This window comes from Paenibacillus sp. FSL K6-1096 (genome assembly GCF_037977055.1).
GTDB lineage: Bacteria > Bacillota > Bacilli > Paenibacillales > Paenibacillaceae > Paenibacillus_AQ.
This window is the reverse complement of the sequence record NZ_CP150274.1, coordinates 1,679,811-1,697,853: the sequence shown is the minus strand read 5'-3', so window position 1 is coordinate 1,697,853 and position 18,043 is coordinate 1,679,811. Positions and strand designations below refer to the sequence as shown.

Genomic DNA, 18,043 nt, shown 5'->3' with positions numbered 1-18,043 from the left:
AATACATTCGGCGGCTGCGGGGGCTGAGGACGGAATGTATGTGAAAAACCGAATACAATTGGGCTGGGGGAGGCGCGTGGACTGAATGTATGTGAAAAACCGATTACAATGGGACCGGGAGCGGCGCATGAGCGTATTTCATTAGCTAAAATTTAAATATGATAACCGATTGACATAAATATGTTAACCGGTTATCATAAAGTTGCATTCAGAATGAATGCGCATTCATTCCAATCGAAAGCAAGGGGGAGTTCACTTGAAATTGAGAAAGGCTGCAAGCTTCGCTATCGCTCTGACGGTGGTCACCGGTTTACTCGCAGGCTGCTCCAAAGGGAATTCGGCAAACAATGCTGTCAAGGAAGACAAGGGGAATGGGGGAACACAGACAGAGCAGGCCTCCAAAGACGTTAAACTTACCTTCTTCAATACCTCCGCAGAAGTGAACACTGTGTTTGAAGAGCTGTTCAAGAAATATCATGAGCTGAATCCGCAGGTGACGATTGAACTGATTCCTACACCGATCGGAGGCGCGCAATTGGAGAAGTTCCAGTCCCTGCTGGCCTCCGGCAATCCGGCCACGATGGTCAATCTGGATGCCGGAACGATTCTCCAGTATAAAGATGATTTTCTTGATTTAGAGCCGGAAAAAGCCAAATATGAATCCCTCACCAACCCGGGTGCTGTTGAAGGCGCGCTGCTGGACGGCCAATTCCTGGGGATTCCCTGGACCGCTCAAGGGTACGGCCTCCTGTACAATAAGCGCGCCGTAGAAGAGGGCATCGGCGGGACCTTTGATCCTGCATCAGTGAAGACCCGCGACGATCTGGAAGCGGTGTTCAAGAAGATTGAAGCGGCCGGCAAGGCGCCGGTCATGGTTCATGGGGCAGACTGGTCGCTCGGCGCCCACTATCTGGGGCTGACCTATTCCCTGCAGTCGCAGAATGTGGATGACAACCGTAAGTTCGTAGAGGAGCTGAAGGAAGGGAAGGTCAATCTGACGGAGAATCCGCAGTTTACCGGCCTGATGGATACCTTCGACCTGCTGAAGCAATATAATGCCCGCAAGAGCGACCCGCTGGTCTCCGATTATAACCGGGACAGCGCCGATTTCGCCAAGGGCAATGCCGCTTTCTACTTCATGGGTGACTGGAGCTGGGCGGTGATCGGATCGCTTGAAGGCCGCGATGCGGAGTTCGGTATTCTGCCGTTGCCAATCAGCAACAACCCGGAGGACTTCGGCAACACGCAAGTCGCTTACAGCGAGCCGAAGCTGTTCGCCATTGACAACTCCAAGTCTTCACCAGAGCAGCAGGAAGCTGCCAAAGCCTTCATCGAATGGATGGTCACCAGTGAAGAAGGGCAGAAGGCCATTATTACCGATATGGGCCTGTCTATGCCGTATAAGGATCTGAAGGCAGAGAGCACCAACATCATGTCGAACGCCGTCAGCGAATACGTGAAGCAAGGAAAGATCATCAACATTGGTGTCATCAATTACCTCCCGCAGGATTACTGGGCTAAGACCGGCGCTTCGATGCAGAAATATCTCGTAGGTAACATTGACCGACAGGGCCTCGCCCAGGAGGTTCAGGATTACTGGAAATCCTACGCCGGGAAATAGAGACTTTAGCTTCATAAGCTTCTGATGGAACAGGATGGACTGAGGGATTCCCACGGCCCATCCTGTAAGCAGGAAAGGGGGCAGCGCCATGAATAAAAAGTTATCACTAAGGAACGCAGGGACCTTTCTGGTCTTTGGCGGTCCTTCTATCCTGGCTTTTACCGCCGTTGTGATCATACCGTTCATTGTCGGCTTATATTTGACCTTCACGAACTGGGATGTGCGGACAGGGGACAGCAGCCTGATCGGGTTCGCGAATTATGTCGAGGTATTCCGGGATAAGGTCTTCCTGAACCAATTGTGGTTCACCCTGAAGTATGTATTCTTCACCGTGGTGATTGCCAATCTGTTCGCCTTCTTCATTGCGCTGGCCTTATCGCGGGGCGGGAAGGGTGAGCAATGGCTGCGCACCGGCTTCTTCACCCCCAATCTGGTCGGCGGGATCGTACTTGGCTATCTGTGGCAGACCTTATTCTCGCAGGTGCTGCCTTACCTGGGCAACAAATACGGCTGGTCACTGTTCCAGACCTCCTGGTTGACGGACACAGGAACCGCCTTCTGGGCGCTGATTATTGCGACCGCCTGGCAGCTTGTCGGGTATCTGATGATCATCTACATCGCCGGATTCACCAGCGTTCCGGGAGATGTGCTGGAGGCAGCGAGCATTGACGGAGCGGGCCGGGCTTCGGTCATCCGCAAAATTATTCTGCCGCTTACCGTTCCGGCGATTGTCATCTGTATTTTCATTTCACTGTCCCGCTCCTTCCTGACGTATGACATCAACCTGGCCTTAACCAAGGGCGGGCCGTTCAATTCAACCGAGCTGGCTACCTACCATATCGTGCAAAAGGCCTTCCTGTCCAATCAATACGGGGTCGGCCAGGCCGAAGCTGTGGTCCTGTTCGCCGTTGTGGCGGTGATTGCACTGACGCAATCCTATCTGCTCAAGAAGCTGGAGGTGGAATCCTAATGACGAACCAGCGCATTTTCGCCGGATTCAAGACAGGATTGTTGTACGTGCTGCTGCTGGCTTTTTTGACACCATTCCTGCTGATTATCATGAACTCCTTCAAGAGCACCCAGCAATTCTTCGAGAGTCCCTTGTCCTTGCCCACATCGATTCACTTCGGCAATTATGCGAGCGCCTTTAAGAATATGGATTTCCTGCAGGGGTTCATGAATTCCCTGATCATCACGGGAGTGTCTGTTGCGATTATAATTATTTTCTCGGCAATGACCGGTTACCTGTTCGTCCGCTTCAAATGGAAGGTGAATGGCGTGATCTTCTTCCTGATGCTGGCCTCGATGGCGCTTCCGTTCCAGGTGCTCATGATTCCTATGGTGATGCTGTACGGGAATATGGGGCTGCTGAATACCAAGCTGACGCTGCTGTTCATGTATCTCGGCTTCGGGGTGCCGTTCGGCGTCTTCACCTTCCACGGCTTCATCAAGGGGATTCCCTATGAGCTGGAAGAGTCGGCTTTTATCGAGGGAAGCTCTACGCTGCGGACGTTCTTCAGCATTGTTCTGCCCTTACTGAAGCCGGTGTTCGTAACGCTGCTGGTGCTGGATGTGCTCTGGATCTGGAATGACTATCTCCTGCCCAGCCTTGTGCTGCTGTCGCCCGACCAGAAGACTCTGCCGCTGTCTACGTACACCTTCTTCTCCTCCTATTCTGTGGACTATGCCCCGCTGATGGCCGGGCTGATCATGACCATTATTCCGGTGCTGATCATCTACCTCTTCCTGCAAAAGCAGATCATCAAGGGAATCACGGAGGGTGCGCTGAAATAAGGGGAGGTCGCCAATATAGCTGAAATTCAGGCAGATTTCCTCTATAATTGGAACTAAAAAAGCAAGGTGGTTCCTATGGCGAATCTGAAGGATGTCGCGAAGCAGGCGGGGCTGTCGGTCAATACCGTGTCCCGGGTGCTTAACAATAGAGGGTATATCAGTGAGAAGACCAAGGAGAAGGTCTACCGGGTGATGAAGGAAATGAACTATCAGCCGAATGAGATGGCCCGGGCCTTATTCCGTAAGAAGTCCAATATGATCGGGCTGATTATCCCGACGATTTCCCATCCGTTTTTTGCAGAGTTAACCAGCTATCTTGAATACTACGCAGACCTGAAGGGCTACAAGCTCCTGCTGTGCAATTCCAACCGCGATGTGCAGAAGGAAGTGGAATACATCGGGATGCTGGCCAAAAATCAGGCCGATGCCATTATCATGGGCAGTGCCGTACTGGATGTTCAGCATTATCTGCATCTCGATCTGCCGGTTGTCTCCTTCGACCGGGTGATCTCGGACGATATTCCGGTGGTCACCTCGGATAATCTCGAGGGCGGGCGGCTTGCGGCCCGGCTATTAATCTCTAAGGGCTGTAAGCATCCTGTCCATATCTACCGGGGGATTGACGGTCCTCAGCATCACTTCATGCTGGCCAGCCTGAGAAGGCAGGGCTATGAAGAGGAGCTGGAGCGGGCGGGACTTGCGCCGGTGAACCTGCAGCTTGAAGTGCAGGACGGCAGCTACACTGGGGGCGACACGGCGATTGCCGCATACCTTCAGGAGCATCCTGAAATCGACGGGGTGTTCGCCAGCAGTGACGTGATTGCCGCCGAGGTCATTCATGCCTGCAACCTGCTGGATAAGCCGATTCCTTCAGCGATGCGTATCGTGGGCTATGACGATGTACAGCTCGCCTCACTGATCTCGCCGCGGCTAAGCACCATCCGGCAGCCGGTTCAAGCGATGAGCGAAGCCATTATCGATCAGGTTATTCAGCAAATTGAAGGCCAGGCGGTGCCGAAGGTGAATACTTTTCCGGTAACGGTGATTGAACGCGGCACAACCTGACCCGGCAGCTGGCAGCATCCCTTACTCATCAAGCGTAGGGAATAATCAGAGATAAGTGTATTCGGTGCAACTAAAAACAGTGAGAAGGAAGGCATTCCTGTCCTAACTGTATTCCATACAACTAAATTTGCTGGAATGGGCGAAAATCCAGGTATAGAGGTATTTTAAATGCACGAAATACAGCTAAACTGAGATTCGGCGGCATATCTGGCGATTTAGTTGTACAGATTGCAATTAAGCCATTCTTATCGTTTTAAAGCTGATACTGGGCTATTATATTAACCGGTTAACATAGAGCCCCGTCCCTTCCTATGAAGCAGAGGCGGCAGGCTGACCCGGGCCAGGAGGGTACGGATGACTGTAACGATCAAAGATGTCGCAGAGAAGGCAGGCGTGTCCGTCACTACTGTCTCCCGTGTGCTTAATAACCGGGGGTATCTGAGCGAGCAGCTGAAGCACAAGGTAAACAGCGCCATGGAGGAGCTGAATTACCATCCAAGCGAGGTAGCCCGCTCCTTGCTGCGCAAGAAGTCTAATATTATTGGACTGATTCTGCCCGATATCTCTCATCCGTTCTTCGGAGAGGTCACGAAGCATATTGAGGCTTATGCCTACGAGCAAGGCTACAAGCTCATGCTGTGCAATTCCCTGCATCATAAGAAAAAAGAAAAGGAATACATCGATTTGCTGCGGGCCAGCCGGGTCGACGGCATCATTATGGGCAGCCATACAATGAGCGTTAACGATTACAAGTCGATCAACCTGCCGCTGGTGTCGTTGGACCGGCAGATCTCGAAGACGATCCCGTTCATTGCCTCCGATAACTATCAGGGCGGCGTACTGGCTACCCGGTTGCTGCTGCGCAAACAATGCCGGAGCATCGCCTATCTAAGCGGGAATCTGCGCCTGAATCTGCTGGCCAAGCAAAGGCATGACGCCTTCCTGGAGCAGGTCAGCGGACAAGATGTTGAATATACCGTGCGGCAGACCGATCTGAACGGCTTCAAATACAAGGATTACGAGAAGCTGGTCAGCAGCCTCTTTCAGGAGCGTCCGGAGCTGGACGGGGTATTTGCCAGCAGCGATATGCTGGCGATGCAGGTGCTGAAGCAGTGCAGACGGCTGGGCAGGGCGGTGCCGGAGCAGGTCAAGGTTGTAGGCTACGACGGCATTGCGGCCCTGGAGGCCGAGGATCTGACGACTATCGTTCAGCCGATCAAGCAGATGGGCGAGCTGGCCGTGCAATATCTGCTGCAGCAGATTGCCGGGGAGCCGGTCCCGCTGGAGACGATTCTACCTGTCCGGTTGTCCGAGAGGGGAACCACTTAAACGGACTGTACACAGCGATTCATTCACACACGAACGATATGGAGGAACCATAGATGGATTTCATTCACCGCATTGCCCCTGAATTACAAGAGGGAGCAGCCGGCTTGCCGCCGCTGCAATTGCCGGAAGGACTGGCCGCCGCCAGAAGCAGTGTTCCCATGCCTGCCGAATCACTGGACGGCGTACGCATTACAGAACGGGTAGTGTCCGTGTCCGGCGCTCAGCCTGTACCGGTTAGAATCTACGAGCCGGCCAACAGAAATGACCATGCGCTGCCTGCTCTGCTCTGGACGCATGGCGGCGGCTATATTCTGGGAAATCCCGGCGGGGATGATGCTCTATGCGGCCGCTTCGTCCAAGCGGCCAATTGTGTCATTGTGTCGCCCGACTACCGGCTGGCTCCGGAGCATCCGTTCCCGGCAGCCATCGAGGACAGCTATACGGCACTGGCATGGCTGGCGGAAGACGGGAATGAGCTTAAGATTGACCGTTCACGGATTGCTGTCGGGGGTGCCAGCGCAGGCGGCGGTCTGGCGGCGGCCCTGGCTCTGATGGCCCGGGATAAGGGCGGTCCCGCCCTCTGCTTCCAGCTTCCGCTGTACCCCATGCTTGATGACCGCAATCTGACCCCCTCCAGCCATGAGATTACCCATCCTGCACTGTGGAACCGGGCGAACAATCTGACCGCCTGGGAGATGGTTCTTGGCGCCGCTGCCGGAGGAGCGGAGGTTTCGCCTTATGCGGCTCCTGCCCGGGCCGGGGATCTGGCGGGCCTGCCGCCTGCCTATATCTGCATCGGGCAGCTCGACCTGTTCCGCGATGAGACGATGGAATATGTAACCCGGCTGGCGCAGGCCGGTGTGGCGGTGGAATTCCATCTGTACCCGGGCGGGTACCACGGCTTCGAGCATGTGGTGCCGGAGGCCGAGGTTAGCCGCAGAGCGATGCAGGAGTATATCCATGCGCTGGCGAAGGCCCTGAACTCTTAAGTCATGCCGTGCTCCGGGAAATTACCCGTTGAATTGTAAAAAGTGCACGGTTTTTTGAAAGTAACGCCTGTCCGGAAACCATAGAATAGAGATGACCACAGGATACTGGAGTGTTAGGGGGAGTACGGATGTTTAATTTTGACGAGGCCATACCGTTTGAAGAGAAGAAGAATGATGTGCTGACAGTAGGCGAGCTGCTCGTGGATATGATCTCCAATGAGTATGGCGATGCCATCGAATGTAACGGCTATACCCGGCATTTCGGCGGGTCGCCGTCGAATATTGCCCTCAATGTGAATAAGCTGGGCATCCGGTCGCAGGTTGCTTCTGCGGTGGGACGGGACAGCCTGGGCAGCTTCCTGATTAACACATTACAGCATGCCGGTATGGACATCAGCGGCATTCAGCAGGTGGAGGAATCGACCAGCATGGTGGTGATTACGAAAAGCCGGGCGACACCGGTCCCGATCTTCTACCGCGCAGCGGATTGCCGGCTGGAGTATAACGAGGCGCTGGAGCAGGCCCTGATTCAATCGAGAATCGTTCACTTCTCCTGCTGGCCGGTCTCCAGACAGCCGTCACGGAATACGCTGGAACGGGTGATTGCAGCCGCCAGGAAGCATAAGCTGCTGATTGGCTTCGATCCTAATTATCATCCGGCGATATGGCAGCAGGGGGAGGACGGGGCCGCTTATGTCAAAGCGCTGATCCCGCAGGTGGACATCATTAAGCCCTCGGAGGATGATGCCGCGCGCCTGTTCGGTCCCGGAACCCCGGAGGAGCAGCTGGCCAGATTCCTGGCGCTGGGTGCAAAGCTGGTCATTCTGACGCTGGGCAAGGATGGCGCTCTGGTCTCCAATGGACATGAGACGCTGGCGTTCCCTACCAAGGCGGACAGAATCGAAGATACGACGGGAGCAGGAGATGCCTTCTGGTCGGGCTTCTACACCGCTGTAGTCAAAGGCTACACGCTTAGAGCGGCGCTGGAGTCCGGGCTTGCCGTCAGCGCTTATAAATTGAAATATACAGGTGCGGTAGTAGCGCTGCCTGCGCTGGAAGCGATCCAAGAAGAATATAACCTGTAGGAGGCTTCTTAAGATGACACTGAAGAATCAAGTACAGCTGATTACCTATCCCGATTCGCTGGGCGGCGGCCTGAAGCAGCTTCATCAGGTGCTGCATGGACCGCTTGACGGCCTGTTCGCCGGGGGGCTTCACATTCTTCCGCCTTTTCCGTCCTCGGGGGACCGCGGCTTCGCTCCTTTGACTTACCTGGAGATTGAGCCTGCGTTCGGCACCTGGGAGGATATACGCCGCATCGGCGCTGAATTCGATGTGCTGGTGGATCTGATGGTGAATCATATCTCCAGGCAGTCACCGTACTTCCAGGACTTCCTGGCTAAGGGCCGGGCCTCGGAATATGCCGATCTGTTCCTTACGCTGGATAAAATATGGGAGGATGGAGTCCCTGTACAGTCCGACATTGATAAAATGTTCCTGCGGCGTCCTCTGCCTTATTCCTCCTACACCCTCGGCAGCGGGGAAGAAGAGAAGGTCTGGACGACCTTCGGCAAGACCGATCCTTCCGAGCAGATTGATCTTGACGTTCATTCTCCGCTGACCCGGGACCTGCTGCGGCAGTTCTTCCTGAATTTCAAGCAGCAGAATGTGCGGATTGTCAGGCTGGATGCGGTCGGGTATGTGATTAAGAAGCTGGGCACTAGCTGTTTTTTTGTGGAGCCGGAGATCTATGAATTCCTGGGTTGGATCAAAGAGATGGCCGACTCGCTGGAGATTGAGCTGCTGCCCGAAGTGCATTCCCACTACAGCATTCAACAGAAGCTGTCCGATTACGGATGCTGGATCTACGACTTCATCCTGCCTTACCGGGTGCTTGAAGCCCTGACCGGCAGAACCAATACAGCGCTGTATGATTATCTGCGGACCCGCCCGCACAAGCAGTTCACCATGCTGGATTGCCATGACGGCATTCCGGTGAAGCCCGATCTGGATGATCTGATCGATACGAAGGAGGCCCGGGAGCTGGTAGACCTCTGCGTAGAGCGGGGAGCGAACTTGAGCCTGATTCTGTCGGAGGAGCATAAAGCGCCGGACGGCTTCGATGTGCATCAGATCCGCTGTACCTATTACAGTGCGCTGAATGAGGATGACGACGCGTATCTGGCGGCAAGGGCGATCCAGTTCTTCGCGCCGGGGATTCCACAGGTCTATTATGTGGGTCTGTTGGCTGGCCGAAACGACCTGGAGCAGGTGGCCCTAACGGGTGAAGGACGGGAGATTAACCGCCATAACTATACGCTGGAGGAGATTGAAGCCGAATCGCAGCGCGAGGTGGTACAGCGGCTGATGAAGCTGATCCGCTTCCGCAATGAGTACGGTGCCTTCGGAGGAAACTTCCGGGTGCTGGATGCGGCCGATGACGAGATCCGGCTGATGTGGGAGCAGGGTTCGGAACATTGCAAGCTGCATATTAACCTGCAAAGTTATCAGACTGTTATCGAATATATAGATGAGCAGGGACAGGAAGCGGTATACTGGGTCTGATTCTAATTCGTTAGGGGGAAAAGATGATGGCTACAATGCAAATCAGCCTGTTCTCGGCAAGTCTGAAGCGGGAAGTCACGATTAGTGCAATACTGCCGGTGGATCTGCCGGAGGGCTGGGGACTGCCGGCCTGGTCGGGCCAGCCTTTGAAATCACTTTATCTGCTGCATGGCTTCTCCGGCAGCCATAACGACTGGCTGAACTTCTCAAGAATCAGGGAGCTGGCGGACAGGCATCAGGTGGCGGTGTTCATGCCGGCCGGGGAGAACCGCTTCTATGTGAATGATGAGCTGCGGGAGGAATACTACGGGGAGTATATCGGCAGGGAGCTGGTAGACTTCACCCGCAAGCTGTTCCCGCTGTCGGCGGCCCGCGAGGATACCTGGATCGGCGGCTTATCGATGGGCGGCTACGGAGCGATCCGTAACGGGCTGAAATATGCGGAGCGCTTCGGGCGCATTATCGCTTTGTCCTCGGCCTTAATTCCGTATAGAGTTGCCAATATTGCCCCAGACTATAAAGACGGAATTGCCAGTTATTCCTACTATGCCAGCGTCTTCGGCGATCTGAGCAAGCTGCTCGGCAGCGACAAGGACCCCGAGCAGCTGGTGCGTGATGTGAAGGCGCAGGGGCTTGCCCTGCCGGAGCTGTACATGGCGTGCGGCACCGAGGACATGCTGCTGGATGTGAACCGCCGGTTCCACCAGTTCCTCCTAGATGAGCAGGCTGCCCATTACTATGAAGAAGGCCCTGGCGACCATAACTGGGTGTACTGGGATAAGCATATCGAGGCTGCGCTGGGCTGGGCGACCAAGTCGGCTAATTAACTAAAACTGCAAATAATACTCTTGTACGCCCCTGGGTCCGGCTGGCTCAGGGGCGTGCTGAATTCCAGGGAGGAAGAGGCAGGCCTATGATCCGAACGAACAGCATCGTATTCAAATTCACCTTACAGATGGCCGTGATTCTGGCGATCCTGCTGTCAGTCCTTGTGCTGAGCAATATCTACTCCCTGGAGGTGCTGCGCAGCAATGCCTTAACAAGCTCGCGCAATACGCTTGCCCTCTATCAGGCGAACATCCACAACAACTTCAATAACTTCTCCAAGGATCTGATCGAGGTGTTCGACCGCAACATTGATGCCGCAGTGAATACAGCAGGGCTGGATGAGAGCAGTAAATACTTCAAGGTCCAGCAGCTCAAAAACAATCTGCAGGCCAAAATGGCCGGCAGCTATTCCAGCGACGGTATGTTCATCCGGCTGCCCGGAGGGCTGGTCCTGGAGCAATTCAATGCCCGGATCGGATCGGAGGACAAGCTGGCGCTGGTGGATTATCTGAATACGCAGGAATTCAGTGCTGCTGCGCCCAGGCAGAACGGGGAATGGCAGGTGTTCCGGCTGCGGGGCGAGTACTATCTGTATAAATATATTACCTATTCGGGGGTCAGCTTCGGCAGCTTCGTCCAGGCCGGGAACCTGTTAGCGATGGTAGACAGAGGGGCGGGCGACCAGAACCGGTATGTGCTGAGCACAACGGAGGGCAGGGTGCTGGCTGCCAGTCATATCGGCCTGCCCCAGGCGGAGATCACACTGGAGAGCTTAACCCGGACGTACCATGGCAGCTACCTGATTGTGTCCGAGCCGATCGGCGAGTTCGGCCGGATCACCAATATGGTCGCCAAGGGCAGTCTGTTCTCGGGACTGAAGCTGATCCAGTGGGGGATTGCGCTGCTGGCCGTGCTCTCCGTCATCGTGGTGCCGCTTGTGCTACGGTTCCTGGCCAGGGATGTGCTGAGGCCGATTCTGGAGCTGGTCAAGGCCGCGAAGGCGGTCGAGCAAGGGCAGACCGAGTACCAAATTCCGCGGGGAGCCCCGTATTCGCTGGAGTTCAGGAAGCTGTTCCATGCGCTGGAGTCCATGGTCAGCGAGATCAAGGCGCTGAAGATCCAGTCGTATGAGGAGCAGATCGAGACCAGCCGTGCGGAGATCAAATATCTGCAGATGCAGATCCGCCCGCATTTTTTCCTGAATGCCATCTCGACCATCACCAGCCTGACCTATCAGAACAAAAATGAAGAAATCCGCAGCCTGATTCACTCCCTGTCGGAGCATCTCCGGTATATGTTCAGGGGCGGGCTGACGGAAGTGACGCTGGAGGAAGAGATCCGCCACACCGAGAATTATATCCGGATGCAGGAGATCCGTTATCCTGAACAAATCTTCTACATGACGGAGATGAGCGATGAAGTCCGGTACGTACCGGTTCCGCAGTTCATCATTCAGACCTTCACGGAGAATATATTCAAGCATGCGATGTTCGTTCAGGAGCTGCTGTCGATCTTCATCCGGGCGCGAATGACCCTGAGAGACGGCATCCTGATGGCCTGGATTGTAATTGAGGATAACGGCGCGGGCTTCGCCCGGGAGTGGCTGGACGCCCAGGAGCAAGCGGAGACAGCGGAGGATGGAGCCAAGGTCGGCATTGCCAATATCCGCCGGACGCTGCAGCTTCTCTACAAACGGGATGATCTGCTTAAGCTGTCCAATAATACAGAGTCTGCAGGCGCAAGAGTGGAGCTATGGATTCCGGTGAGACCGGCAGACCCCCCTATCCAGAAGGAGGAATAAGATGCGTTGTATGCTGATTGATGATGATATCCCTACAGTGGAAGCCCTGCGCGGCATTGTGAACTGGGAAGAATTCGGAATTACCGAAGTGGTAGCCGCCCATAACATCCAGGATGCGAAGCAATTATTCGGGAGCGGCGAGCCGGATCTGATCATTTGCGATATTGAGATGCCCAGAGGCTCCGGGATCGAGATGATCCAGTGGGCCAGAGAGCAGCAGTATGAGGGCGGCTTCATCTTCCTTACCTGCCATGAGAGCTTCAGCTTCGCCTCCAAAGCCATCTCGTATGATGCGGATTCCTATCTGGTCAAGCCGCTGGACAAGCAGGAGCTGGAGGCGGCGCTGCGCAAGTCGATGGATACGCTGAAGCAGAAAATTATGATGGGCGAATACCGCAAGCTGGGCCAGGCCTGGCTGAAAAACCAGGATCTGCTGGAGCGCAGCTTCTGGAGCGATGTGCTGACGGCGGCGATATCGCCAAGGCTTCAGCTGATCCAGAGCGAGGTGCAGAAGCGGGAGCTGTCCGTCTCTGCCCACGCGGATTACCTGCTGCTGCTCGTCAGTGTGCCCCGCTCGGGAATCGAGCGGGAGTGGGACGAGAGTATTTTCAGCTACGCGCTCTCGAATCTGGTCACGGAAATTGTCAGCAGCCGGGTGAGCGGTGGCCGGATCATTCCTTACCAGGTGGACAAGGTATTCTTCATTGCGGTTGTCGCCGAGAGTCCGGTGGATATGAGCTGGCTGCAGGAGCGGGCAGAGGAGATTATTCAGCTGTGCAGAGACTATCTGAAATGTGCAGCGACCTGTTATTTCAGTGAGCCCGCCGGGATCACCGGCCTTGCGCAGCTTAAGACGGAGCTGGAGCAGGCGGATGAGTCTAATCTTATTTTCCGGGGGAGGGTGCATGTGCCGGGCCAGCCCTTCCACTATGATCTTACCGAGCGCTTCACCCTGGATACCGAGCTGTTCACCCTGCTGTTCGTCCAGAAGGAGAAGGCGCAGATTGTGAACCGGCTGAAGAAGGAGCTGGAGCGGCTGGCCAGCCTGAGCAAGCTGGACGCGGGCACTCTCCATTCCATCCGGGAGGATCTGGTGCAGGTGGTCTACTCGCTGCTCTCGCGCCACCATATTCAGGCGCACCGGCTCTTCGCCGACGCACACAGCCAGCGGCTGGCCCAGGCTGCCGAGAGCAGTGTGTTCGACTTCATGAAATGGGCGCAGGCGCTGACCGACAAGACGGTGGATTCGATCAAGGAGGTGCTGGAGTCCGAAGGGGTCGTCGAGCGGGCGAAGCGGTTCATCCAGGAGAACTACACCCGGGAGCTCAGCCGGGAGGACGTCGCCGCCAGCGTGTACCTGACTGCAGATTATCTGGCGAAGGTGTTCAAGAACGGGACCGGGCAGAGCATCAACGAATACCTGAACGGATGCCGCATCCGGGCGGCGCAGCAGCTGCTGATCGAGAGCACAGCCAGCATCGGCGAGATTGCGATGGATACCGGCTTCGATACGATTTCATACTTCTCCACGGTATTCAAGAAGCTGACAGGCGAGACGCCGGCCGCTTACCGCTTGAGGCACAAGGCCGCACTATAGCAAGAAGCTCCGCATCTCCCTGCGTAGAGGCGGAGCTTCTTCCTGTAGTACGGCTTTTTATAAAAACAGCCCGTCTTTTTGAAAGTAAGCCCTCTCTGCGCCCGGTACAATGAGAGTGTAAATACAGAACAGGAGGCAAGAGACATGATGAATAAAAAGGGGTTAGGTTCACTGCTGTTGTCCACAATGATCTGCGGTTCGCTGCTCTCCGCCTGCGGCGGCAATTCCAATACATCCTCCACGGACTCCGCATCCGGGGAAGCTAAGCCCAAGCCGGCTGAGATTGTATTCGCCCTGCCGTCCTTCAACCGGATTCCCGATGATCTGAGTAAGGTCACGGATGCGATTAATGCGATCACTACGGAGAAGATCGGAGTGAAGGTGGACTTCCGGCTCTTCGGGCCTGCGGATTATGCCCAGAAGGTGAATCTGGCACTGCAGAGCGGGGAGAAGATGGATGTCTTCACTACGCTCGGCCAGTTCTCCAATTATGTATCCAAGAGCCAGGTAGCCCCGCTTGAAGAGCTGCTGCCTGAGCACGGCAAGGAGCTGACGGCGATCCTGGAGAAGGATTTTGGCGCAGATATCCTCAAAACGACCACCATGGACGGACATGTCTATGGTATTCCGGTCAATAAAGGCATGGCGCTGCCGACCAATTTCATCTACAACGCGGATATGCTGTCACAAGCGGGCGTAGCGGCAGACGGCATCCAATCCGTCGAGGATCTGTCCAACGTCTTTGCGGCCGTCAAGGAGAAGCTGCCGGATGTGGTGCCGTTCGGCCCGATCAGCGTCAATCCGACAGAGACGGGAATTGTGAACTGGATGAAGGGTGCCAGCAAGGTCGACTACCTGACGGATACCACCGGCGTTGGCGTCGTGATCGGTGACAGCGGCAAGGTCGTTAACTTTTATGAGACTGATGTCTTCCAAAAAGGCATTCAAATGATGCGCGACTGGTACGATGCCGGATACCTGCAGAAGGATACCGCAACTACGACGATTACGGCGATGGAGATGATCTCCTCCGGGCGCGGCTTCTCCTTCCTGGGCGGCTACAGCGGTATGGAGGTTGGCAAGCAGCTGAGCGCGCAGGTCGGCAAAAACATTGAGACGAAGCGGATCGCCCCGTTCTATTTTGATACCAGTGCCGTGAATTCTGTGACCTGGATGGTCTCCAGTACCTCCAAGCAGACGGAAGCTGCGGTCAAGTTCCTGAATCTGCTCTACACGGACAAAGACCTGATCAACACCATTCTCTTCGGCATTGAAGGGGAGGATTATGTCAAGGTGGATGACCATCATGTGAAATTCCCGGATGGCCTGGACGCCAACACCGTTCCTTACACCGCTATGCTGAGCTCCGGGATTGTCGGCTCCGAGTCGCTGCAGTACCAGCTCGAAGGCATCAACTGGTCGGATGTGGAGCTGAAGCTGAAGGAGAATAAGGATACGGCCAGATCACCGTATTTCGGATTTATTTTCGACCAGGGTGAGGTGAAGACACAGATCAGTGCGGTGAACAACGTGGTGAGTCAATATCTGCCGGCGCTGGTCAGCGGCTCGGTGGACCCGGGTGAGATTATTCCGAAGTTCGTCAGTGCGCTGAAGGATGCGGGTGCCCAGGCGATCATTGACAGCAAGCAGAAACAGCTCGATGAGTGGCTGGCTGCGCAGAAATAAACCAATATCTGAATTCGCTGAGGGTGGAGCAGCAACAGCGCTCTGCCCCCGGCCATGGAGGTGAATCCGGCATGACTGCCAGACGCAAGTCCCCGGCGAAGCCGCTCAAAAAAACACTCCCGCTGCTCCTTCTAGCGGCTCCCGGACTGCTATATTTTCTCATTAACAGCTACTTTCCCATGTTCGGTGTGTTCATTGCCTTCAAGGATGTCAATTATGCGAAGGGCATCTTCGGCAGCGACTGGATCGGCCTAAAGAACTTCACCTTCCTGTTCCAGACCAGCGACGCCTGGATCATGACCCGCAACACGCTGCTCTATAACCTGGTCTTCATCGCACTGGGCACGGTGGTGTCGATCCTGATTGCCATTCTGATGTCCGAGCTGCTGACCAAGCTGTACTCGAAGCTGTTCATGACCGGACTGATTCTGCCGAATCTGATCTCGATGATCGTGCTGTCGCTGCTGGTGTTTGCTTTTTTGAATGCCGACAGCGGGTTCGTCAACCATTCGATCCTGCGGCCGCTCGGCCTCCCGGAGATCAACTGGTATTCAGAGCCGAAGTATTGGCCGTATCTGCTGGTGCTGATTCAGCTCTGGAAGACCGCGGGCTATGGCTCCATCGTCTACTTCGCCTCCATTGCCGGGATCGACAAGAGCATCTATGAATCGGCCAAAATCGACGGCGCCGGCAAGCTGAAGCAGATCCGCATGATCACCCTGCCGCTGCTGAAGCCGACGGTCATCGTGCTGGTGCTGATGTCGATGGGGCGGATTTTCAACTCGGACTTCGGCCTGTTCTATCAGGTGCCTATGAACTCCGGTGCGCTGTTCAGCACCACCCAGACGATTGATACGTATGTGTACCGCGCCTTGATGCAGCTGAACGATATCGGAATGTCGGCCGCAGCCGGCCTGTACCAGTCCGTTGTCGGCTTCGCGCTTGTGCTTACGGTCAATGCCATCGTCAAGAAGGTTAATCCCGAAAACGCATTGTTCTAGGAGGAACTACTTATGATCCAAACCAGGGGAGAACGGACATTTACGGTGTTTTCTGCGGCTGTGATGCTCCTGCTGACGGTTTTTGCTTTTGTACCCTTCCTGCTCATTGTGATTGCCTCAATCACGGATGAGACGGCGCTGGTCCGCAACGGATACAGCTTCTTCCCCGAGCATCTGAGCCTGGACGCTTACCGGTATATCCGCTCCTCAGCCTACGTGTTCGTGAGAGCGTACGGGGTGTCCTTCCTGGTGACCCTGCTGGGCACCGCCGCCGGGCTGCTGATCACCAGTATGCTGGCTTACCCGATGTCCCGTTCCGATTTCAAGTATCATAATGTGCTGGCCTTCGTCGTATTCTTCACTATGCTGTTCAGCGGCGGGATCGTGCCTTCGTATATCATGTGGACCCAGTATTTCCATATCAAAAACACGCTGCTCGCGCTGATTCTGCCGAATCTGCTGGCGAACGGCTTCAACGTCCTGCTGGTCCGCAACTATTTCAAGAATAATGTCCCGCTGGAGATTATCGAAGCGGCCCAGATTGACGGTGCCTCGGAGCTGCGGACCTTCTTCCGCATTATGCTGCCCCTGTCCATGCCGGTGATGGCAACCGTGGGGATGTTCATGGGCCTCGCGTATTGGAATGACTGGATTAATGCGTTATATTTTGTATCCAAGCCGCAATTGTACGGGATTCAGAACCTGCTGATGCAGCTCATGACCAATATTCAATTCCTGAATTCCGGCCAGGCCGGCAGTGTGCTGGGCACGGCAACAGTACAGCTCCCGAGTACAGCGGTGCGGATGGCGATGGCGGTGCTGGGCATTGTGCCGGTGCTGTTCGTCCTGCCGTTCATGCAGAAGTATCTCACCCGCGGCGTTGTAATAGGCGCTGTCAAAGGCTAACAACCATTAGGCAAAGGAGAATGAGCGTATGAAAGTGCAGGAGGTAATTGACCGGATTCTGCTCGACTGCTGCGGAGGACGGAGGCTGGAACAGACCTGTGATGTACTCGCCAGCGGCAGTGAGGAGGCAGAGGTCACCGGTATCGTGACCACGTTCATGGCGACGGTGGGGGTGATCCGGGAAGCCATTGCGCTGGGGGCCAACCTGATTATTACCCATGAGCCGACGTATTTTACAGGAAAGGATACGCTGGACTGGCTGCAGGAGGACCCGGTCTATCTGGCCAAGAAGCGGCTCATCGAGGAGCATGGCATTGTCATCTGGAGGTTCCACGACCATATGCATCTGGCGGATACGGACCGGATCTATGACGGGCTGCTGAAGGAGCTGGATTGGGCGGACAAGAAGCTGGATGATAAGGATGCCTGGGGGTATCTGATTGAGGAGACTACGGTGGGCGAGCTGGCAGGCTTCCTGAAGGAACGGCTCGGCATGAAGGTGATCCAGATTGTCGGTGAATTGGAAACGCCCTGCTCCCGTATCGGCATCCTGGTCGGCGGCGGCAGTCTCGGCTTAGGCCGGGAGCAGATGCCGATGGAGCTGATGCAGGCGAAGAACCTCGATGTGATGATCTGCGGCGATATTACCGAGTGGACGCTCTGCGCCTACGTCAACGATGCCGCCATGCTGGGCATGAACAAGGCGATGATTGTGATCGGCCATGAGCGCTCCGAGGAATGGGGCATGAAGTATATGGCCGAATGGCTCGCCCCGCTGGTGGACGGCCTGCCGGTGACGTTCGTGGATGCGAAGGAGCCGTTTGTGTATTTGTGAGATATAGGGGAAAACTGAGGCAGTCC

Annotated in this window: 15 protein-coding genes; all 15 read left to right on the top strand. The window is 55.4% G+C overall.

Translation table 11 applies throughout. The annotated features are described in order from the left end of the window. Positions 1-256 precede the first annotated feature (256 nt). The 15 genes from MHI24_RS07455 (at position 257) to MHI24_RS07385 (ending at position 18,017) form a co-directional block, all read left to right on the top strand. Positions 257-1,621, top strand: coding sequence for an ABC transporter substrate-binding protein (locus tag MHI24_RS07455; protein WP_340024987.1), 1,365 nt, complete (start codon positions 257-259; stop codon positions 1,619-1,621). 88 nt (positions 1,622-1,709) lie between these two features. Then, complete coding sequence (locus MHI24_RS07450) at positions 1,710-2,591, top strand: sugar ABC transporter permease (protein ID WP_340024986.1); 882 nt, start codon at positions 1,710-1,712, stop codon at positions 2,589-2,591. Further along, positions 2,591-3,415 (top strand): carbohydrate ABC transporter permease, encoded by an 825-nt coding sequence (locus tag MHI24_RS07445; RefSeq protein WP_340024984.1) that lies wholly within the window; start codon positions 2,591-2,593, stop codon positions 3,413-3,415. The genes MHI24_RS07450 and MHI24_RS07445 overlap by 1 nt, the downstream gene beginning before the upstream one ends. A gap of 75 nt (positions 3,416-3,490) precedes the next feature. Then, positions 3,491-4,480 (top strand): LacI family DNA-binding transcriptional regulator, encoded by a 990-nt coding sequence (locus tag MHI24_RS07440; protein WP_340024983.1) that lies wholly within the window; start codon positions 3,491-3,493, stop codon positions 4,478-4,480. Between the two features lie 354 nt (positions 4,481-4,834). Next, positions 4,835-5,809, top strand: a complete 975-nt coding sequence (locus tag MHI24_RS07435) for a LacI family DNA-binding transcriptional regulator (protein ID WP_340024981.1) — start codon at positions 4,835-4,837, stop codon at positions 5,807-5,809. Positions 5,810-5,862: 53 nt separating this feature from the next. Further along, positions 5,863-6,798: an alpha/beta hydrolase gene (locus MHI24_RS07430; protein ID WP_340024980.1), complete on the top strand. Its 936-nt coding sequence runs from the start codon at positions 5,863-5,865 to the stop codon at positions 6,796-6,798. A 128-nt stretch (positions 6,799-6,926) separates the two neighbouring features. Continuing rightward, entirely contained in the window at positions 6,927-7,883 is a 957-nt protein-coding gene (locus tag MHI24_RS07425) for a sugar kinase (protein ID WP_340024978.1), read from the top strand. A gap of 13 nt (positions 7,884-7,896) precedes the next feature. Then, a complete protein-coding gene (gene gtfA / locus MHI24_RS07420; RefSeq protein ID WP_340024976.1) occupies positions 7,897-9,363 on the top strand; it encodes a sucrose phosphorylase in 1,467 nt (488 codons plus the stop codon). Positions 9,364-9,386: 23 nt separating this feature from the next. Then, positions 9,387-10,190, top strand: coding sequence for an alpha/beta hydrolase-fold protein (locus MHI24_RS07415; RefSeq protein WP_340024974.1), 804 nt, complete (start codon positions 9,387-9,389; stop codon positions 10,188-10,190). A gap of 86 nt (positions 10,191-10,276) precedes the next feature. After that, on the top strand, positions 10,277-11,992 hold the full coding sequence (locus MHI24_RS07410) for a histidine kinase (protein ID WP_340024972.1): 1,716 nt from the start codon (positions 10,277-10,279) through the stop codon (positions 11,990-11,992). Between the two features lies 1 nt (position 11,993). Then, positions 11,994-13,589, top strand: a complete 1,596-nt coding sequence (locus MHI24_RS07405) for a response regulator (protein WP_340024970.1) — start codon at positions 11,994-11,996, stop codon at positions 13,587-13,589. A 144-nt stretch (positions 13,590-13,733) separates the two neighbouring features. Beyond that, positions 13,734-15,275, top strand: coding sequence for an extracellular solute-binding protein (locus MHI24_RS07400; protein WP_340024968.1), 1,542 nt, complete (start codon positions 13,734-13,736; stop codon positions 15,273-15,275). Between the two features lie 71 nt (positions 15,276-15,346). Then, complete coding sequence (locus MHI24_RS07395) at positions 15,347-16,276, top strand: ABC transporter permease subunit (protein WP_340024966.1); 930 nt, start codon at positions 15,347-15,349, stop codon at positions 16,274-16,276. Between the two features lie 12 nt (positions 16,277-16,288). Beyond that, positions 16,289-17,182, top strand: a complete 894-nt coding sequence (locus tag MHI24_RS07390; protein ID WP_340024965.1) for a carbohydrate ABC transporter permease — start codon at positions 16,289-16,291, stop codon at positions 17,180-17,182. A 28-nt stretch (positions 17,183-17,210) separates the two neighbouring features. Further along, complete coding sequence (locus MHI24_RS07385; RefSeq protein ID WP_340024964.1) at positions 17,211-18,017, top strand: Nif3-like dinuclear metal center hexameric protein; 807 nt, start codon at positions 17,211-17,213, stop codon at positions 18,015-18,017. Positions 18,018-18,043: the final 26 nt, after the last annotated feature.